The following is a 17178-nucleotide window of genomic DNA, read 5'->3' as shown; positions in this document are numbered from 1 at the left end:
AAGACCGCACGCCACCTGGCGGCGTGCGGTTGTCGGGTCAGGCGGTCTGCGACGCGTCGATCGAGCCATCCGGATAGATGTAAATGCCCTCGAATTCCTTCTGCATGGCGTGGATCATGACGGAGGTGAAGAGCGAGAGGGCCGGCATCTTCGAGGCGATGAGCGGCATCGTCTCTGTCTGCAGGATCTTCTTGCGCTCTTCGAGCGTTGGGGCACTGCGCTCCTTGTCGAGGCTGGCATCGATCTCCTTGTCCTCGATGCCGCAGATGCGGTGCGAGGTCGAGTAGAAGTGCGTGCGAAGGATCAGATCCGGCTCTGGCGAACCGGTCGACCAACCGCAATCGACCATGTGGCCAGGACCGCCGCCCGGACGATGGTACAACTGCTCGTTCCAGGCTGCGGGCTCTAGCACGGTCAGGCTGACGTTAAAGCCCTGATCGTTGAGCATCTGGGTGATGACTTCACCGTATTCCTTGGTCTTCGGGTAGAAGCCGACCGAGGTTATGTACTCGAGCGGCGGCAATCCCTGGCCCTTAGGGAAGCCGGCTTCCGCCAGCAGTGCCTGGCACTTGTCTGGATCGAACTTCGGATAATTGTCGAGATCTTCGTAGCCGAACTTGACCGGCGAGACAAAATTGGATGACGCGTGGCCAGCGGTGCCGAGGAGTTCAAGTACCTGATCACGGTCGATCGCGTGGCAGGCAGCAAGACGTAGGCGGGGATCGTTGAAGGGCGCTTTGGAGCAACGAAACCAGAGATACTTGTTTTCGACCGAAACGACCGTATTGACATGGATATTGGGCTTATCCTTGATTGAATCGACCTGCTCGGGCTCGAGACGCTCGACGATCGATGCTTCACCGTTCATCAGCGACAGCATGCGGGTGGTGGAATCGCCGGTGAAGGTGAAGTTGATGCCAGGAATTGCTGGCTTGCCTTTGAAGTAGGTATCAGACGCCAGCATGACTGTCGTATTGCCGCGCTGTTCGACGAACTTGAACGGGCCGGTACCGTTCAGGCGCTGGGACAGAACGCCGCCGGAACCGCCTGCGATGTCCTTGGCGGACATAATCGGCAGGAATGCCGCGAGGAAGATGAAGAGATGGGCCGGGTATCCACCCTTCGTGGTATCGACAATGACCGTATAATCGTCCGGCGTTGTGATCTCCAGTGTCTCGGTCGGACCAGGATACCATTGCGCTGGGCGATCCGCTCTGGAGCCGTATTCGAATGTTGCCTTGACGTCTTCTGCCTTGAACGGTTTGCCGTCATGGAAGATGATGCCCTGCCGGAGCTTGATCTGCAGCTTGTGCGGATCGAGAAGCTTGATCTCTGTGGCAAGCTCGTAGTTTGTTGCGCCCGGATCTTCGAGCTTCATCGGCGTCCGTGTCAGGAAGCCCATGACATAGCCTTCGATGTTCTTCTGCGACAAGGTCGTATGGGCCGTCGGATCCCAGTTGCCTGTGATGTTCTCAGCCGACAGGAAGGTCATCGTCTTCCTGGTCGCCGCGTAGGCCGACGAGATGAAGAAGTCCGGATTGATCTGTGTAAACCCGGCAACGGCCGCAGCGCCCGCGGCTCCCTGCAGAAAGCGGCGACGATTGATTTCTGAACACATGAAGTTCCCCTTCTTATAATTCACAAAACCGTCAGAACGGTCAGAACGGTCAGAAGCAAACGTCGTGCCAATTACAATTTCGCCGGTTACAGTGAGCTTTGCCCACAAAGATATGTGGTTTCTGACCTGTTTGTGGCTTTCTGTCTAAGTTTTCGGCATAGACTGGATGCTTTAGCGCCAGGAGGACTTGCGGGGGCAATGCATCCGCGCGGATCCGGGCTCAGTGACCCATGATGAAACTCATCCCCTCGCCCACCTGCAGCGCCCTTTCCCGGCAAAATGCTTGTCATCGTCGAACCGCCTTGCTCCGTCTCCGGCAGAAGCCTTGCTGTTGTCACGTATCGCTCGTTTCAGAGGCCGCCGAGGGAATGCCACCGAAATCGCTGAGATCGTGGGGTTGTTGCTGTCCCCGATGTTTCCCGTTCAGAAGGGAGATCGATTACTTGGCGTAACACTTTTGTCTCTCGATGCGGTCGACAATGAAAATGAACCGCAGCTCGCTCTTGCCCTGTGACGCAATCAGCCCAGACGCATACGTCTTGCCAACCGGAAAACCCGTCAGTCAAAGACTGCCGCCGATCGTTTTGCTATGCGTTCGGGTCGACGTAAAGCATCCACAATTGATCTTTGCTTCACGGAGGCGCCAATTCCTGACACATTTGTGCGAAGGCGGTTCACGCCATCGTGGAAATCGCTTCGTGGATTGACCAGCATGGAGGAATGCAACATGCGCGCGCCGGCAGGTTCCGTTACAGGGCTTTGCTCTGCCTCTGCAACCATGTTCGCAGTGGGGATGGCGTTCCTGGGGTACTGGGGTGTCTATGAGCCAGGCCACTGGCGCGGCTCCGATTTTGTCGTCGTGATTTTGGCACTCGTCGGATTTGCGGCGCTTGGCTCGGTACCCTGGATTGTGACGACCCCTGTTGCAGAAGAAGGCGAAGAGAAGGTCGTAGCCGCCAGGCGAGCATTGGCGGTGGGAGTAGCCTTGATCTGGCTGTCCGTTCTCATCGCGGTATTTGCCTAGCCTCGTCCCGGTACTGGTTAGGGTGACCAAGGTTCAAATCATAGGGCATCCATCGAGTTGACAGCTTTAGCGGTCTCATATCCGAGGCACGTCTGATCTGCCATGGAACTTTCATCCACCAGCGAATAAAGCCCCCGGTTCTGACTACTCAAGTCAGGTCCACTCCTCGGAGCCATCATTTCGGTGTTGTCATGTCTGGATGGCGCCCGTTTGGCAATGTGATTTCTAGTCGAAGCGGCCGCCGTCGCCGACGCAGTTGACATCACTGCGCTACGGTGGATGGCGTGGCAATATAGCCGACAGTCAATGACGCGCCAGCCCAGCAAGCCTGTTCGCGTTGCCTTTTCGGCAACCAAAACATCGAAAATCAGCGCTTTTTCGCAACGCTTCCGTTTGTCATACTCGTTTCAAACTGAAATCGAGGTGCCGCTGGATGGCTTATGTCATTACCGATCCCTGTATTGACGTTAAGGATGGCGATTGCACCACCGCCTGTCCCGTAGACTGTATCTATGAAGGGGGGCGTATGTTCTATATTCACCCTGCCGAGTGCATCAATTGTGGCCTCTGTCTGTCGGTCTGTCCGGTCGACGCAATTTCCTGGGACGAGGAAATTCCGGAGGGCCGGATTCAGTTCAAATCCGTCAATCAGGATTTTTTTGGCCCCGATGTGACCAATTGGGGCTCGCCCGGCGGTTGGGACAAGAGCTACACGACGGAGCGGGACCATCCGCTCGTCGCCGCCTATGAAAGAACCTGACTAGGCGAAATTTAGGCCTGGGGTCACCCACCACCGCTTCTTGACCGGGGCAGAGCTACGACATGATCGATGTGCTCATCCTCCTTATCTCTGGATCACAGTCTTGATCTTGTCGCTGAACTTCTTCAGCTCGACGCTCATAGACTCGATTACCACCTCGGTTGCATGCGTAAGCTGGCGATGACGCGGCACGACGATGCCGACTTGAAGATTATGCAATCGTGAGCCCGCAATCGGCAAAGCGACGACTTCTCCGGCCTCAAGCTCTTCCAAAAGGCCAAGCGGCGTGAAGAAGGCGATGCCCTCACCCGACAGGATCAATGGCTTCAGCATCATCTGATTGTTCGTTGCCACCAGCGTGCGCCCAACGCGATTGAGCGCGCCGAGCTCGACGGCGATCATCGAACTCATGACCTCATTGTCGAGCTGCAGCAGCAGCTTGAACTGCGCGCATTCCTGCAGCGTGACGGATTTCTGCCGCGCCAGTGGATGATAACGCGATACCATCGCCATCAGCGGCATCGGAACGCCATAGACCAGCTTGATGTCATGCGGCCGTGCAAGATCGAAGGTCACGCCGATATCGGCGTCACCGTCGGCGAGGAAATGGAAAATACTGGTGTAATTGTCATAGCGGATGCGGAAATCGACAGCCGGGTGCCACCTGTGAAAACCCATCACGAATTCCGGCAGGAACTGGATGGCGAGACTGTCGAGCGAGGCGATATGGACCCGGCCGGCGCACTTGCCCTGCAGATCGCCGAGATCGGATTTCATGATCTCATATTTCAGCAGCGTATCCTTGGCGTGTTTCAGCACGATCTCGCCTGCCGCCGTCAGGCGCAGGCCATCGGAGAAACGTTCGAACAGCGGCGTGCCGAGCTCGTCCTCCAATTTCTTGATCTGACGGCTGACGGCCGAGGTTGCCACATGAAGTTCATCAGACGCTTTGCGGATCGAGCCTGAACGTGCGACTTCAGCGAAATATTTCAAGATACTAGCGTGCATGGGAGCCTCTCGATATGCCGGAAGCTATATCACGCTCATCGCCCCCGCCAAACGGGCGCTCTCTTCTGCTGGAAGGCAGCGACACCCTCCAGCGCATCCTCACTTTGCAGCGCCTTGATCAGCGCCGGCGTACGCAAGGCTTGCGCCTCCGTAGGGCTCAGATGACCAGTCCGGTTCACAGTCTGCTTGATGGCGCGCAGTGACAACGGCGCGCAAGCGACGATATCGGCAACCCAACGATCGACGGCAGCGTCGAGTTCGGCACTAGGAACGACTTCATTGACAATCCCGAACCCAGCCATTTCAGCGGCGCTGAACTGCCGGCCCGTCAGCATGACGGCCATCGCCCGGTTGAACGCGATCTTTCGCTGCAGGAGCACCATGCCGCCATCCAGCGGCATGCGCCCGACGCGGGCTTCCGGCAGGCCGAAGCGCGCGGTTTCCGCCGCAATGACGATATCGCAGCCGAGCACCATCTCAAAGCCGCCGCCGAGCGCAAAGCCGTTGACGCGGGCTATGACAGGCACGTCGAGAGACCGGCGAAACGCCAGTCCACCAAAGCCGTTTTCCCGGCTCGCCGCCCAATAATCGAGGCCAGAACTCCCGCTCCCGCCCTTCAGATCGGCGCCGGCGCAAAAGGCACGCTCACCCGCCCCGGTCAGGACGACGCAACTGATGTCGTCGCGCGCTTCGATCTCACGCCAGATCCCCTCCAGCTCCTGCTCTGTCGCGGCGTCCACAGCATTCATGCGATCGGGACGATCCAGGGTGACGCGGGCTACGCGATTTTCGACCGAGAAGCCGACACTCATGCCGCATCCCCCCGCAGGCTGCCGAGAAAGCCGAGAATCTCGTCATTGTGCTGGCCAAGCTGCGGTGGCGAAATACGCACCGTCACCTGCGCTGCCGACATGTCGATCGGCGAGCCGATCAGACGGATCGGTCCGGCCGCCGTTTCACCAGCTTCCAGGATCATCTTGTTGATGATCGTCTGCTCGTCCTTGAGCGCTTCCGGCAGGGATCGAACCGGTGCGCAGAGAATGTCCACATCCTCCAGCCGTTGCAGCCAATGCGCCGTGGTGTGCCTGGCGAAACTATCGCGGAAGATCGCTTGCAATTCCGGCCGCCGCACCATCTGCGCGTCGAAATCCTTGTAATGCGGATATTGCGACAGGTCCTCGATCTCCAGCGCGTTGCAAATATCCTGCAACGGGTTCTGCTTGAAGGCGCCAACCATGACGATGGCGCCGTCGGTGGTTTCGAACACGCCGGTCAGCGGGAAAGCACCCCAGTTGAGATCCTTCTGGCGCATCAGGTGCGTGGTACCTTCCTGCATCTGCATGGCAAGCATGGAGTTGTAAAGGCTAACGGCGACCTGCTGGCCTTCACCTGTCTTATCCCGTTGCAGCAATGCCAGAAGAATACCCTGAACTAGGTGCATGCCAGCGGAATAATCCGCAAGCGGCGTGGCATAAATCGAGGTCGGGTGGCTGTTGTCCGACTTGCGGCGCATGACACCCGACACGGCCTGTGCCAGCACGTCTTGTCCGCCCTTGTGCTGGTATGGGCCGGTGAGGCCGAAACCGGTACCGACGGCGTAGATCAATCGCTTGTTGATCTTCTTCAGCTCCTCGAAGCCGAAGCCCATACGCTCCATGACACCAGGACGGAAGTTGTTGACGACGACATCGGCCGTCTCGAGCAGGGTGAGCACGGTATCGCGTGCCTCGGGCTGTTTCAGGTCGAGCGCCAGGCTCTTTTTGTTGCGGTTCAGCGAGCAGAAGACCGGGTTGTTCAGGCCATCCGGATCGGAGCCGAGCGACCAGCGGGAGAGATCGCCGATGCGTACCTTCTCGATCTTGATGACCTCGGCGCCGTAATCGGCCAAAACCTGGGTGCAGGATGGTCCCAGCATGACCTGGGTGAAATCGATGACGCGGATGCCGTCGAGGGGAAGACTGGTCATTCTGCGGCCTCCAAATAGGTAGCGTTTTCGGACGGTACGTCGCCGGGATCGGCCCCCTGCGCTCGCATCTGTTTCTGAATTGCCTTGATATCGGCCCTGCGCACGGTCGTGCCGGCATTGAGTGCGACAACGGCGGCAACACCCGCCGCCTCGCCCATCGCCATGCAAGGCGGGATTTCGCGACTGGATTTCTGTGCCTGCGGTGTCGCCGAATAGTGGCGGCCGGCGACGATCAGCTGATCGATCTCCTTCGGCAGCATTGCGCGATAAGGTGTGTAATAATCGCGGCCACGGCAGACCGTGTCGGCAAAATGTCTCCTGGTCATCACATCGTCTTTGGTCACGACATAGTCGCCTTCCAGAAGCCGGGTTTGGCGCACGCCGGTCTGAGGCGCGAAATCAACGACATAGGCTTTCTCAAAGCCGGGCATCTTTTCACGCGCGAAATCCAGCAAGCGGGCGATGCGGGCACGGCCTTCCAGCTCCGCCTGGGTCAAATCCTCAACCCTGAGGCCGCTCAATTTTGGCATATGCGGGCAATTGAGCCAGACGATACCGGGCAACGGCGTCTTCAGCCACCAGAAGGACCAGCAACCGCCGATCAGGCGCTTGGCCTCGTGATCGACCAGCTTGAAGGCCTCCGGATCCTCACGCTCGAACCGCTCCGCCGCGTCTGTGTCGACACCGCCCCAGCGCGATACCGTCGTCAGGATGAAGTTGGATTCGACATGCGAAGCGCCGGCGCTGGCGGCAACATCGAGATCGCCGGTGGTGTCGATGACGACATCGCCGAGGATCGCCTCCATCCCCGCCTTGGTCTGGCAGATCACACCCTTGATGGTCTTGCCTTCGACGATCGCCGAGGAAAACCAGCTATGGGTTCTGAGCTTGACGCCGGCAAGCCCCAGAATGTCATAGGCTGCACGCTTGAAGCCATCCGGATCAAAGGCGGCCGAAAAGCAGATCGGATGCGGCATGGACTGCGTATGGAAATCGAACAGGCCCCAGCGTGCCCAGCGCTGCCAGGCTTCCGGCGTTTCGCGAAACTCGATCAGGCGATCGCGGTCTGTCGGTGTGACGCACAAGCCCCAGACCTTCATGCGCTCGATCATTTCCATGCAAATGCCTCGCACGGTGACCTCAAGCTCGTTGATCATGTCGTCTAGCACGAGCACCATGCCGCCGGCGGCGAGACCGCCGACATAAGGATAGCGCTCCAGTAGGGTTACGCTGGCGCCGTTGCGGGCCGCCGACACCGCCGCGGCAATCCCGGCAGGGCCGCCGCCGACCACAACGACGTCGGAGCGATCGACCACTTTAATGTCGCGCGCGGGCTGATGGATTATCTCAATCATTGTTTTTCTCCTGGTTACGCGCTCAATGCGATCCGGCAGGCTTCCAGCGCACCACTTTTGCCTCGACGATCGAGACAAGGACGAACAGGATCACCGCCAGAAGCGCTGCGATCACCACGGTTGCGTAGAGAAGCGGCGAGCGGAAATTATAGGTGGCCTCGATGATCAGGGCGCCGAGACCGAAACTTGAACCGATCCATTCGGCGACGATCGCCCCCATGACGCTGCTGGTTGCAGCAATCTTCAGGGCTGCGAACAGGAAGGGCAGCGAGCTTGGAAGCCGCACTTTCCAGAGAATCTCCGAATTGGTGGCGGAGAGAACGCGCATCAAGTCGAGCATGGCGGGACTTGCCGCCCGTAGACCCTGCACCATGTTGACCAGCGTCGGAAAGAAACAGATCAGGCCGGCAATGATGATTTTCGGCGCCAACCCATTGCCGAAGATCAGCACGAGAATAGGTGCAAGCGCGATGATCGGGATCGCCTTGATAAAGACAGCAATTGGGTAGAACGCCTTTTCCGCCGTTGTGCTGTGCACGAACCAGACGGCCAGCAGGATGGCAACGAGATTGCCGAACAGAAAGCCGAGAGCAGCCTCCAGCAGGGTCGGCAGGAAGTTCCGCCACAGCGTCGCGGCATTGTCACGGAAGGCAAGCACGACATCGGCCGGGCTCGGCGCCATGAAGGTCGGAATCTTGAAGATCCAGATCACCAATTGCCACAGTACCACCAGCCCAATACCGGCCAGGATAGCCGGCAGGTTCTTGGACAATATGCCGACGGTGGCGTCGAGGATCGCGAGTTTGCGCGGCATGGATGGTGGCGCGGAGCGCGCTCCGGAAGAGACCACATTGCTCATAGGCATTCCTCCAGCAAAGCACGCAGATGCGCCGTCACCCGAATGAACTCCACCGTGTCGCGCATGGCGAGCGAACGCGGATAGGGAAGATCGACCTTCATGAACTCCTTCACACGGCCCGGATGCGCCTGAAGCATCAGCACATGCTGACCGAGAAAGGCAGCCTCGGGAATAGAATGGGTGACGAAGACGATCGTCGTGCCCGTCTCCTGCCAGAGCCGCAGCAATTCTTCGTTCAGCTTGTCGCGGGTGATTTCGTCGAGTGCGCCGAAGGGCTCGTCCATCAAGAGGATGCGCGGCCGCGTGACCAGCGCCCGGGCGATGGCGACGCGCTGACGCATACCACCGGAAAGCTCATGCGGCAGGGCGTTTTCACGTCCCTTGAGGCCAACCATCGCCAGCAGCTCCGCCGGATCGGCAAAAGAGCCGGCCGCATGCTTGCCGACCTCTATCGGCAGGCGAACATTGTCGATGACGCTGCGCCAGGGCAACAGCGTGGCGTCCTGGAACACGAAAGCGAAATCGCGTCCTTCTCGTGCCTCGCGCGGCGGGCGCCCGAGCACTGAGATCGAACCGCCGCTGATGTGCACGAGATCGGCGATGCAGCGCAGCAGGGTCGATTTTCCGCAACCCGATGGGCCGAGCATCGTCACGAACGCCCCCTCGGGAATATTCACCGACACATTGGAAAGAGCGGTGATCTGATTGTCCTTGTCACCGAAGCGGACATCCAGATTGGCGACGGATACGGCGAGCGGCGATATGTTTGATAACGCATCGGGCCGTTTGACAGTGGCAGCGGCAATCATGACCATTTACCCAACCTGTTTGCGGATATCAGCTGTCGCGTCGAGAATGGCGAAACTCGCGACGTCGTCCACGGTTGGGACCGTACCGGTAAACTGTTTGAGATCGGCATAGGCCTTGATCTGCGCCGCCCAGTTTTCCCTGTTCATCGCGCCCCATCCAAACTGCTTGGTGGTGTCGCCGAAGGAGAAGTTCGCGATCGGTCCGACGGCTTTGAGTTCGCTCGCCTTGTCGAGGTTCGGATAGGTCTCGACCAGCAGGTCGACGGCCTCTTCTGGATGGTCGCGAACATAGCCCCAACCCTTGGCGGCCGCCGTGGTGAAGCGCATCAGCACGTCGGCATGTTTGTCGAGCTGTTCGTCAGTGGTGTAATAGACATTGGCGTAAAGCTGCAGCCCGGCGTCCCAAAGCATCATGTCAATACGGTCGTCACCCAGGACCTGCAGGGCATTGATGTTGGTGACCCAGCCGGTGACAGCGTCGGCCTGACCGGTCAGAAGCTGGTTCATGTCCGAGCCCATATTGACCATCTTGACCTGATCTTCTGCGATCCCGTTCTTGGCGAGCAGGGCGCGGAGCAGAATGAAGGCCGTCGGCTGCGTGGCGATCGTCTTGCCAATCATGTCCTTCGGCTCGCGGATGGGCGCTTTCTTCAGCGAAAAATAGGTAAAGGGATGTTTCTGATAGCCGGCGAGGAAGGCTTTGACTGGGATGCCCGCGGAGCGCGCCAGCATGACCGATGGGCTGGAGGAGATCTGTCCGAGCGTCGATTGCCCGGCGGCGACACCGGCGACGCCGTCGACATTCGGGCCGCCTGGAACGATCTCCAGCTCGACACCCTGCTCCTTGAAGAAACCCTTCTTCTGCGCAACCACTTCGCCGATCACGCCGTTCGAGGCCAGCCAGCCCAATTGCATTCTCACCTGGGCGACGTCCTGAGCTAGGCCAGCCCGCACGCCGATCAGGGTCTGCGCTGCGGCCAGACCGCCCACCGTTGCAACATTGGATATGAAGCGACGGCGGTTCATCATGAAATGAGACATAATAGTTCCCCTATTTGTTCCCGCGGCCCGACTTTATCGTCGTGTACCGAAGCTCATTTGCCGAATGAGAGGGAGGATGGGGAATTTTTGCGTTCTAATAAAGAACAATTATTCGCTATATGAATTGCTAAAAAGGCAACGCAATCGGACAGGATGCACGGAGATCACTGCTGTTGATTTCCACTGAGAGCTAACCCAGCGGTGGATGCCGGAGATTGATTTTTTGGATAGCCTGCAAAGGGCAGCAACAAAATAAGCGGCCTATCAAAGACTGAATTCCGCACATTTGCTGATCCCCGCACCACCGCTGAGCTGAAGCTGATTTGTCGTCTTGCAGTTAACCAGGTTCTGCCTCAATTCGTGTGACGCTGTTATCCTATGGGCTCAACGCCGGGCAAGGATGGTCATGCGCCCGATTAAATGCAAAACGACATGCGTGTTGGCTCACCCCCAACCACTGACGGACTTCGTCTCCAGATATTCTTCGATCCCCCAGATGCCGCCTTCCCGGCCGTTGCCAGATTGCTTGACCCCGCCGAAAGGGCTGCCGGACGCCCTGGATGCGCCGTTGATCTGCACCATTCCAGACCGGATCGCGCGAGCCACCCGGCGTGCCCGCACGAGGTCTTTTGACTGGACCTGCGCGTTGAGGCCGTAAGGTGTGTCGTTGGCGATCCGGATGGCTTCCGCCTCACTATCGAAAGGTATGATGCACAGCACGGGGCCAAAGATTTCTTCGCGGGCGATCGTCATGTCATTGTCGACATCGGCAAAGACCGTCGGGCGAACATAAGCGCCTGTGGCAAGCCCCTCCGGTCGACCGGGGCCGCCGGCTGCAAGCCGCGCACCCTCGGCAATGCCTGCCTGGATCAGCCCCTGGATCTTGTCGAACTGCTTCATCGAAATGACCGGACCTATATGCGGCCCCTCGGCATTGGGCGCTCCAACCGCAAGATCATGGGCCACCTTCACGGCAAGCGCCACCGCTTTTTCATAAATCGGTCGCTCGACGAGCATTCTCGTCGGCGCATTGCAGGATTGCCCGGCGTTTGAGAAACAGGCTCTGGCACCGCGCGTGATCGTCTCCTCGATATCGACATCGGCAAAGACGACGTTCGGCGACTTGCCGCCAAGCTCCAGCGTCACGCGCTTCACGGTCTCGGCCGCCCGCTTCATGACGGCAACGCCGGCACGCGTCGAGCCGGTGAAGCTGACCATATCGATGCCGGGGTGACCGGAGATCGCCTCCCCGACGGTGGCGCCGTCGCCATTCACAAGATTGAACACGCCTGCCGGATAGCCGGCTTCATCGATCATCTCCGCAAACAGCATGGCCGAAAGCGGGGCGATTTCGGACGGCTTGAGGACGACGGTGCATCCGGCCAGCAGGGCCGGCACGACCTTCAGCGTGATCTGGTTGATCGGCCAGTTCCATGGCGTGATCAGCCCGCAGACGCCGATCGGCTCGTGCAGGATCTGATCGCCGGAACCGTCGGCGCGCATGGCATGCTCGAACTGATACTCCTTCGCTGCTGCGAGGAAATTGCTGATCTGACTGCGCCCGGCATCTGCCTGCGACTGGCGTGCAAAGGTGATCGGCGCACCCATTTCGAGCGAAATTGCCTGCGCCATCTCCTCGGAGCGAGCGGCATAGATCTGTTGCAGCCGTTCGAGCAGCCCTACCCGCCGTTTGAAATCCGTCTGGCTCCAGTATTCGAAGGCACGACGCGCGGCCGCGACTGCCCTGTCGACATCATCGGCGCTCCCCAGCGAAATGGTCGCGGAAATCGTTCCGTCCGACGGCGAGACGATATCGTAGGGATGAGGCCGCGCGGGCTGAACCCAGGCGCCGTCAATATAGAAGTCGGTCTTCTGCATGGGAATGATACCTCGATTTCCGCCGCTCATTGCCAGCGGGAGCGGAGACGATTGATAGGCCCGCGCAACAACGGCACGAGGGTGGACAAAAGAGGAGCGGTCGAAAGGCTTTTCAGCTCCGAAATCTCCATGGGCAGTTCCCGCGCCGCCATTCCGCAGCCCGCTTCGCCCAGCACTTCGCCGAGCGCGGTTGCCGTCGGCACGCCACGTCCGGAATAGCCGACGAGCGCGAAAAGACCCTCGGCTGGATTGTAGAGATGCGGTGTGCGATCCAGGTTGATCGCAATCTTGCCGCTCCAGTGGTGGCGCCATTTCAAGTCATGAAGTTGTGGAAACAGATTTTTCATCCGTTTTGCCATGAAGGCCGTCGTCTTTTCGAAATTAGTTCCCAGCACAGGCTCCACGAGCCCGCCGAGAACAAGACGATTTTGCCTGTCGAAGCGGAAATAGCGCACATCGGGCCGCGTATCGCCGACACTCTGGTTGCCCGGAAGGATCGTTCGTCTGAGCTCTGGATCAATCGGTTCGCTGGCGATCGCATAGGACGACATCAGGAAGAACGACCGCCCAAGTGGTGCAAACAGCCCGCCCGTATAGGCGTTAGTGGCAATGCCGACACGCTTTGCCCGCACCCTGCCTGCCGGGCAGGTCACCACCCATACGTCGCCATTACGCTCGATCGATGTTACGGGCGAGTGCGTATAGATCCCGGCGCCCTCGCCTATCGCGGCAGCAGCGAGGCCGCGGACGAAGGCGAGCGGATTGAGATGACCGCCATCCGGGTGCATCCAGCCGCCGTGAAAGCTCTCGGAACCGGTCATCGCCACCGCTTGGGCACGGTCGAGCAGAACCGGATTCTTTCCCAGGCGCTCATAGAAGGCATGCTGGCGGGCCGAGACAGACATTGCCTCAGGACTATGGGCAAGCTGCAACGCGCCCGTCTGTGCCGCCTCGCAATCGATGCCGTATTCTCGCACCAGCGAGAAAACCTTCGCGGCGGAATCCGCGACGATCTGCGTGAAGCGGCCCCCGCGCTCCTTGCCCAGTGTCTCGACCGCTTTCTCGGGATTGATGAAGCCGAGAACCGGAACGCAGTGGCCGTGATTGCGGCCGGAACCGCCGTGACCCACACCATTCGCCTCGACCACGATCGTCCGGACACCGCGCTTGGCGGCATGGATGGCGGCATTGAGACCGGTGTAACCAGCACCGATGACGACGAAATCGGCGTCATGGTCGCCCTGCAGGCGCTCCGTTGACGGCGGTGGCGGCGCCGTGTCTTCGTACAGGCTTCCGATCTTGGTCATAGCGTGCTCTCGTCAACTTGTGGAAAGGTGGCGCGGCGAGGAGGCTCGCTCGATACCATTGTGCTTGTTCCATATGCTTGCACGCGCCGAGGCGAGGTCGCCCAGAGCGTCCGTCAAACGGTCACTCCATTCCGATCGGCCTTCCGGGGTTGAGAGAAGGTCGTTGGTGACTTCGAGCCCGCAAGCGGGAATGCCCGTGCTCCAGCTGTGGTAGTCGATGGTGAAGGTGCCGCCGATCCCGGAATAGGGTTGATTGTCGCCGAGCTTCAGGTCGCCGCGTTGCGCAAGTGCCGCGATCAGTGCATCTGAGAGGACATTGCTCTCGTGCCATATGGTGCCTGCATCCCAAGGGCGAAGCTCTTGCCCCAGCCTGCGCGTGCAGCTGTGCAAGGAGACGATGAAGGGATGCTGTTCGCGGACGACGAGGTTCGTCAGCGCTTCGCTCACCGCTCCATGATAGGGCCAGAAGTAGGCTTCAGCACGCTGCGCTTTCTCCGCCTCGGTCACATCGGAGTTCCCCGGAACGAGGATCCCATCGCTCTCCGCAAGGATCAGCCTCGGGTCCTCGATCCAGCGATTGCAGTCGAGCAGCAGCCGCGAATAGCGGGTGAGCACGGCGGTCGCATCCAGCCTTTGGCAAAGCGTTCGGACGACGTCCGCAATGCCGATATCGATCCCGATATGCTTGTCGAGATCCTCTTCGCCCAGACCGAGATTCCGGTATTTTGCAGGCACTTCGCTGCTTGCGTGGTCGCAGACGATAAGTCCTGGAAACGAACCGCCGGGATTAAGCACTTCAAAGCTGCACTCTGTTGGCGCCGCATTGTCAGGTTTTCTTGTCATCGTTTACTTCTGTCTGGTGTATTTGCGTTTCGCCCTTGCGGCGAAGGGCTTCGATCGTCGCAAGCCGCTCGCGGATCTTGTCGGGGCTGCGCTTCACAAGAGAGGCGATGATCGCTTCGCATTGCGCGAAGGCCACGACCTTGGAATCATAGGCCGACAGCGTCTCGACCGGCGAGACAAGCACATGGTCGGCAAAATTGCTGATCGGCGACATCCAGCGATCGGTGAACAGGACAATCCGCGCCCGCGCTTCCTTGGCAAGCCGGGCAAACTCGACCACATCGCTCTGATAGCGGCGGTAGTCGAAAACGATGAGCGTCGTTTGGCTGTTGAAATCGATGACACGATCGAAAAGCCGCGCCGAAAGCGTCTCGATGAAAGAGACACCGGGGCGAAGCTGGCTGAGATGCATCCAGAGCCTCTGCGCGAGAACCGAACTGAAGCGTCCACCAATACAATAAACGGCGAGCCGTTCGTCGCTGAGCAGATCGAGAAGCGCATCGAAATCCTGCTTACGATACGCCGCCGCGGTCTGGCGTAGCGCATCGGCCAGATTGTGCATGATGCTGACATAGATGTCGTCGGAGCCTGCGGCGGCAGCGCGGGTGTCGATCATTGATAGCGGCGAATTCAGCTGCTCACTGACATCCTCGATCAGGTCTTTCTGGAACGCCGCATAACCGCCATACCCCAGCTTGGTCACGAGACGAAGGATCGTGGGAACGCTGACGCCTGCGCGCGATGCAAATCCGGCGACCGTCCCCAGGCCGGCGGCCGGATAATTGCCGAGCAACGCCCTGACGGCCTTTTTCTCGGCCGACGTCAGCTTCACTTCGTTACCGCTGAGAATATCCTTGATTGTCACGCTCGCCTCATTTTCTTTTAGAATATGATAGATTTTCGCATCGTCAATCGATTTTGATATTATTTGCTACAGAAATCCGTTGACGATGATGCAAACTCTCTTACTATAATCGCAAAATATAGGAAAATATCCATCGGTGCGGCCCTGTCCGCCACGGTGCAGATGTTTCCGCAAAGAGGGGAATGCGAAATGCAGAAATTCAGAATTTACGCCATATTGGCGGCCAGTCTGCTTGCCAGTTCAGTCCTGCCCGCGCATTCCGCGACATTGCGTTTCGGCGCACAGGGAGACGTCACCTCCTTCGATCCCTACGTCATCGACGAGACCTTTAGTTCGGGCTTTCTCGGCAATGTCTACGAGGGCCTTGTCCGGCGCGCAGCTGACCTATCGATCGAGCCGGCACTGGCCGAAAGCTGGGAAACGCTTTCACCAACTCATTGGCGCTTTCATCTCCGCAAGGGTGTGAAGTTCCACGACGGCAGCCCGTTTACAGCCGATGACGTCCTTTTCTCCGCGGCGCGCATCCGCGCCCCCGGTTCGGATTTCAAGAACCGTCTTTCGCCGGATACCAAAGTTATCAAGGTGGACGATTACACCGTCGATTTCGTCACAGATGTGCCGAACCCGATCATCTATTATCAGTGGGGCAACTGGTACATGATGTCGAAGGCCTGGGCCGAAAAGCACAACGACCATGGCCCGCAAAAGGCCGGCGGCGAGGAAAGCTTCGCAACGCTGAACGAGAATGGAACCGGAGCATTCAAGCTTACCTCGCGCGAACCGGGCATCAAGACGGTGCTGGTTGCCAATCCCGACTGGTGGGGGGCATCGTCGCGACAGGATAATGTGACGGATGTGATCTTCACGCCGATCCCGAATTCAGCGACACGCGTCGCGGCTCTGCTTTCCGGCCAGCTGGACATGATCACGCCGGTTCCTCTCCAGGATATCGACCGCATCAAGGCCAATCCCGGCACCACGGTGATCACCGGTCCGGAGTTGCGCACGGTCTATCTCTTCATGGATCAATTCCGCCCCGAACTTCTCTATTCCAACATCAAGGGCAAGAACCCGCTCAAGGACCATCGCGTCCGCGAGGCGCTTTACCGCGCAATCGACATCGAGGCGCTGAAGAGCAAGGTCATGCGCGGCATGTCCACCCCGACGGCCCTGATGGTCGCGCCCGGCATCAACGGTTCGGACCCGAGCTTCAAGCGCATCCCTTACGATCCGGCAAAGGCGAAGGCGCTTCTGGCCGAGGCGGGTTATCCGGATGGCTTCGAAATCGGACTGGATTGCCCGAACGACCGTTACGTGAACGACGAAGCGATCTGCGTCGCCGTCGGCAACATGTTCGCGAAGGTCGGCATCAAGGTGAAGGTCAACGCGCAGACCAAGACGAAATTCTTCGACAAGGTTCTGGCGCCCAAGCTCGACTTCAGCCTCGGCCTCATCGGCTCGACACCCCCGAGCTTCGATAGCTGGGCGCCGATCAACTCGCTGCATCAGTGCCCGCGCGTGTCTCCATCCTCCGAGGTTTGGGCCGAGGGCGAACGCGACAAGGTGACGAACGGCAAGTCGAACTATGGCGGCTATTGCAATCCCGAAGTCGACAAGCTCGCCGATCAGATCCTCAAGGAGACCGATCAGAAGAAGCGCAACGACCTTATCAAGCAGGTCTGGACGATCACGACCGGCGATATCGCCTATCTGCCGCTTCATCAACAGTGGCTCGCCTGGGGCGTGCGGGACGGCGTCGAGCTCAAGCAGCGCGCCGACGATGTCTTCGACTGGCGTTACGTCAAGATCACCAAATAATGCCTCAAAGCTTCCGCCCGGACTTTT

The 17178-nt window shown here is 59.1% G+C and carries 16 protein-coding genes; 4 read left to right on the top strand and 12 right to left on the bottom strand.

Annotated elements, in window-relative coordinates; translation table 11 throughout:
* Positions 1-37: 37 nt before the first annotated feature.
* The gene (locus tag PMI03_RS02595) at positions 38-1618 is read right to left on the bottom strand and encodes an ABC transporter substrate-binding protein (RefSeq protein WP_007689558.1); all 1581 of its coding nucleotides are present in this window, start codon (positions 1616-1618) and stop codon (positions 38-40) included.
* Positions 1619-1841: 223 nt separating this feature from the next.
* Here PMI03_RS02595 and PMI03_RS31995 point away from each other — a divergent pair, with 223 nt between their 5' ends.
* The 3 genes from PMI03_RS31995 (at position 1842) to fdxA (ending at position 3402) form a co-directional block, all read left to right on the top strand.
* The gene (locus tag PMI03_RS31995; protein ID WP_409033792.1) at positions 1842-2132 is read left to right on the top strand and encodes a hypothetical protein; all 291 of its coding nucleotides are present in this window, start codon (positions 1842-1844) and stop codon (positions 2130-2132) included.
* Between the two features lie 213 nt (positions 2133-2345).
* Complete coding sequence (locus tag PMI03_RS02590; RefSeq protein ID WP_007689557.1) at positions 2346-2642, top strand: hypothetical protein; 297 nt, start codon at positions 2346-2348, stop codon at positions 2640-2642.
* Positions 2643-3075: 433 nt separating this feature from the next.
* Positions 3076-3402 carry a ferredoxin gene (fdxA, locus tag PMI03_RS02585; protein WP_007689556.1) on the top strand — a complete coding sequence of 109 codons (327 nt, stop codon included), beginning with the start codon at positions 3076-3078 and terminating at the stop codon, positions 3400-3402.
* A gap of 84 nt (positions 3403-3486) precedes the next feature.
* Here fdxA and PMI03_RS02580 read toward each other — a convergent pair whose 3' ends face one another.
* From PMI03_RS02580 to PMI03_RS02530, 11 genes are all read right to left on the bottom strand, one after another.
* A complete protein-coding gene (locus tag PMI03_RS02580; protein ID WP_007689555.1) occupies positions 3487-4410 on the bottom strand; it encodes a LysR family transcriptional regulator in 924 nt (307 codons plus the stop codon).
* A 35-nt stretch (positions 4411-4445) separates the two neighbouring features.
* Positions 4446-5222 (bottom strand): enoyl-CoA hydratase-related protein, encoded by a 777-nt coding sequence (locus PMI03_RS02575; RefSeq protein WP_007689553.1) that lies wholly within the window; start codon positions 5220-5222, stop codon positions 4446-4448.
* Positions 5219-6376: a CaiB/BaiF CoA-transferase family protein gene (locus tag PMI03_RS02570; protein WP_007689551.1), complete on the bottom strand. Its 1158-nt coding sequence runs from the start codon at positions 6374-6376 to the stop codon at positions 5219-5221. Before PMI03_RS02570 ends, PMI03_RS02575 begins: the two co-directional genes overlap by 4 nt.
* On the bottom strand, positions 6373-7731 hold the full coding sequence (locus PMI03_RS02565) for an FAD-dependent oxidoreductase (protein ID WP_007689550.1): 1359 nt from the start codon (positions 7729-7731) through the stop codon (positions 6373-6375). Before PMI03_RS02565 ends, PMI03_RS02570 begins: the two co-directional genes overlap by 4 nt.
* Positions 7732-7753: 22 nt before the next feature.
* A complete protein-coding gene (locus PMI03_RS02560; RefSeq protein WP_007689548.1) occupies positions 7754-8590 on the bottom strand; it encodes an ABC transporter permease in 837 nt (278 codons plus the stop codon).
* A complete protein-coding gene (locus tag PMI03_RS02555; protein WP_034517407.1) occupies positions 8587-9399 on the bottom strand; it encodes an ABC transporter ATP-binding protein in 813 nt (270 codons plus the stop codon). Before PMI03_RS02555 ends, PMI03_RS02560 begins: the two co-directional genes overlap by 4 nt.
* 6 nt (positions 9400-9405) lie before the next feature.
* Positions 9406-10440, bottom strand: a complete 1035-nt coding sequence (locus PMI03_RS02550; RefSeq protein WP_007689546.1) for an ABC transporter substrate-binding protein — start codon at positions 10438-10440, stop codon at positions 9406-9408.
* Positions 10441-10884: 444 nt separating this feature from the next.
* Positions 10885-12318, bottom strand: coding sequence for an aldehyde dehydrogenase family protein (locus PMI03_RS02545; protein WP_007689545.1), 1434 nt, complete (start codon positions 12316-12318; stop codon positions 10885-10887).
* 26 nt (positions 12319-12344) lie between these two features.
* A complete protein-coding gene (locus tag PMI03_RS02540; RefSeq protein WP_007689544.1) occupies positions 12345-13625 on the bottom strand; it encodes an FAD-binding oxidoreductase in 1281 nt (426 codons plus the stop codon).
* A 12-nt stretch (positions 13626-13637) separates the two neighbouring features.
* Positions 13638-14468 (bottom strand): N-formylglutamate amidohydrolase, encoded by an 831-nt coding sequence (locus tag PMI03_RS02535; protein WP_007689543.1) that lies wholly within the window; start codon positions 14466-14468, stop codon positions 13638-13640.
* Positions 14452-15333 (bottom strand): MurR/RpiR family transcriptional regulator, encoded by an 882-nt coding sequence (locus PMI03_RS02530; RefSeq protein ID WP_007689542.1) that lies wholly within the window; start codon positions 15331-15333, stop codon positions 14452-14454. The genes PMI03_RS02535 and PMI03_RS02530 overlap by 17 nt, the downstream gene beginning before the upstream one ends.
* Before the next feature lie 189 nt (positions 15334-15522).
* Between PMI03_RS02530 and PMI03_RS02525 the strand changes: the two genes are divergently transcribed.
* Positions 15523-17151 (top strand): ABC transporter substrate-binding protein, encoded by a 1629-nt coding sequence (locus PMI03_RS02525; protein ID WP_007689540.1) that lies wholly within the window; start codon positions 15523-15525, stop codon positions 17149-17151.
* Positions 17152-17178 lie beyond the last annotated feature (27 nt).

The sequence above is a fragment of the Rhizobium sp. AP16 genome (assembly GCF_000281735.1).
In the GTDB taxonomy this organism is placed as follows: domain Bacteria; phylum Pseudomonadota; class Alphaproteobacteria; order Rhizobiales; family Rhizobiaceae; genus Rhizobium; species Rhizobium rhizogenes.
Note: the sequence above shows the minus strand (reverse complement) of the source record. Positions and strands in the feature narration are given on the sequence as shown.

Coding starts and splice junctions, on each gene's coding strand:
- PMI03_RS02595 (WP_007689558.1), bottom strand. CDS start 1,618: ATGTGTTCAGAAATCAATCGTCGCCGCTTTCTGCAGGGAGCCGCGGGC.
- PMI03_RS02590 (WP_007689557.1), top strand. CDS start 2,346: ATGCGCGCGCCGGCAGGTTCCGTTACAGGGCTTTGCTCTGCCTCTGCA.
- fdxA (WP_007689556.1), top strand. CDS start 3,076: ATGGCTTATGTCATTACCGATCCCTGTATTGACGTTAAGGATGGCGAT.
- PMI03_RS02580 (WP_007689555.1), bottom strand. CDS start 4,410: ATGCACGCTAGTATCTTGAAATATTTCGCTGAAGTCGCACGTTCAGGC.
- PMI03_RS02575 (WP_007689553.1), bottom strand. CDS start 5,222: ATGAGTGTCGGCTTCTCGGTCGAAAATCGCGTAGCCCGCGTCACCCTG.
- PMI03_RS02570 (WP_007689551.1), bottom strand. CDS start 6,376: ATGACCAGTCTTCCCCTCGACGGCATCCGCGTCATCGATTTCACCCAG.
- PMI03_RS02565 (WP_007689550.1), bottom strand. CDS start 7,731: ATGATTGAGATAATCCATCAGCCCGCGCGCGACATTAAAGTGGTCGAT.
- PMI03_RS02560 (WP_007689548.1), bottom strand. CDS start 8,590: ATGAGCAATGTGGTCTCTTCCGGAGCGCGCTCCGCGCCACCATCCATG.
- PMI03_RS02555 (WP_034517407.1), bottom strand. CDS start 9,399: ATGATTGCCGCTGCCACTGTCAAACGGCCCGATGCGTTATCAAACATA.
- PMI03_RS02550 (WP_007689546.1), bottom strand. CDS start 10,440: ATGTCTCATTTCATGATGAACCGCCGTCGCTTCATATCCAATGTTGCA.
- PMI03_RS02545 (WP_007689545.1), bottom strand. CDS start 12,318: ATGCAGAAGACCGACTTCTATATTGACGGCGCCTGGGTTCAGCCCGCG.
- PMI03_RS02540 (WP_007689544.1), bottom strand. CDS start 13,625: ATGACCAAGATCGGAAGCCTGTACGAAGACACGGCGCCGCCACCGCCG.
- PMI03_RS02535 (WP_007689543.1), bottom strand. CDS start 14,468: ATGACAAGAAAACCTGACAATGCGGCGCCAACAGAGTGCAGCTTTGAA.
- PMI03_RS02525 (WP_007689540.1), top strand. CDS start 15,523: ATGCAGAAATTCAGAATTTACGCCATATTGGCGGCCAGTCTGCTTGCC.